General features: G+C 54.5%; 2 protein-coding genes. Both read right to left on the bottom strand.

All coding sequences use genetic code 11. From position 1 onward, the window contains the following. On the bottom strand, positions 1 to 762 hold a 762-nt coding region (locus ACXJ5O_RS26350; RefSeq protein ID WP_457302484.1), incomplete at its 3' end, for an ABC transporter permease. 97 nt (positions 763 to 859) lie between these two features. After that, positions 860 to 1608, bottom strand: a 749-nt coding sequence (locus ACXJ5O_RS26345) for an ATP-binding cassette domain-containing protein (protein WP_457302483.1), incomplete at its 5' end; no start/stop codon positions are given.

Below are 1608 nucleotides of genomic sequence, written 5' to 3'. Positions count from 1 at the left end.
GCCAAGAAACGTGCCCCCAACGGAGCCTTTGCCGCCAAAGAGTGAGGTGCCGCCGACAACAACAGCGGCGATCGCATCAAGTTCGTAGCCTTGGCCGGCGATTGGTGTGCCGATGCTCAGTTGTGAGGCATAAACGAGCCCGGCCAATCCCGAAACCCCGCCAGCTATGACATAAACGATGATCTTGTAGAGGCGCACCGGGACACCTGACAGTCTCGCCGCTTCTTCGTTGGACCCGATGGCGTAGACACTGCGGCCGAATGCCGTGAGGGAGAGAATTATTGCGCTAACGGCAAGGATTGCGAGAAGAATTAGCGACGGAATGGGGATACCGAACAGGTAGTCGTTGCCAAGATCATAAAAGGCTTCGTTGAGGATCGGGATGGGCGTACCGCCAGTGTAGAGAAAAGCTAGGCCACGTGCGAAAGACAGCATTCCAAGTGTCATGATAAACGGTGGTATGCCAGCAGATGCGACACCCAGACCATTGACCAGACCTGCGGCCATTGCCACCAATAGTCCGAGCGGGATAGCGATCGCCATGCTGTGAGTTTCTAAAAGACCTGCGTAGATGACAACTGACAGTCCGAGGATAGATCCGACCGAGAGATCAATGCCGCGCGTCAAAATGACGAAGGTCATGCCAATCGCGAGAATGCCGACAATGGCCACTTGCCGCAGAATGTTCAAAAGGTTAGCTGGTGTCAGAAATCTGTCGGAGAGAAAAGATGCCGCGATCACAAGGATAATGAGGGCGGCCAATACGCCTACTCTCCGCCATATCCTGGCGGCTGACACGGAGTAGGTTTGGAAAGACGTAGAAGTTTTCAGCATTTGAATTGAATCTTCCGGTTATGGATCATTCGGCCAAAGCGGCCGCTCGCATGATTGTGTTTTCGCTTGCTTCATCGCGTGACAAGGTGACTGCAACTTTGCCCCGGCGCAAAACCACGATTCGATCCGCCAGCCTCAGAATTTCCTCCATCTCAGACGAAATGAGGATGACGCACATGCCAGACCTGACCAATTCATTGATCAAGCTGTAGATTTCGCTTTTTGCACCGATATCGACTCMTCTTGTGGGTTCGTCGAAGATGAGAATACGTGGTTCGACGGCAAGGGCCCTGGCGATGAGAACCTTCTGCTGGTTTCCGCCGCTAAGAGTGCGGATTTCCGCATCGGGGCCTGACATGCGGACGTCAAGCCGCTTGACGGCCCCTTTGACGTAGCGCCGTTCCAATGAACGATTTAAAAAGCCGAGTTTGCGAAAGCGGGCCAGATTGGAAATGGTCGCGTTTTCCAGGACAGATCTGTTGGGTAAGAGACCAAGGGTCTTTCTGTCTTCGCTGACATAGGAAATGMCGAACCTGGCGGCAGTATTTGGACTGCGCAATCGCACAGCTTTGCCGAAAACCTTGATTGTTCCGGATGTCGGGCGGGTTATCCCGGCAACGGCCTTTGCTACTTCGGTTCGCCCCGCGCCGATGAGGCCTGCCAATCCCACAATCTCGCCTTGGCGCGCGATGAAAGATACGTCATCGAAAGTGCCCTGAAGGCCGAGATGGCTAACCTCGAGGGCGGGCGAGCCGAATTCGCGGACCTGTACAT

The sequence above is a fragment of the Phyllobacterium sp. P5_D12 genome, from assembly GCF_054049495.1.
The sequence above is the reverse complement of the archived record's forward strand: the minus strand, read 5'-3'. Positions and strand labels throughout refer to the sequence as shown.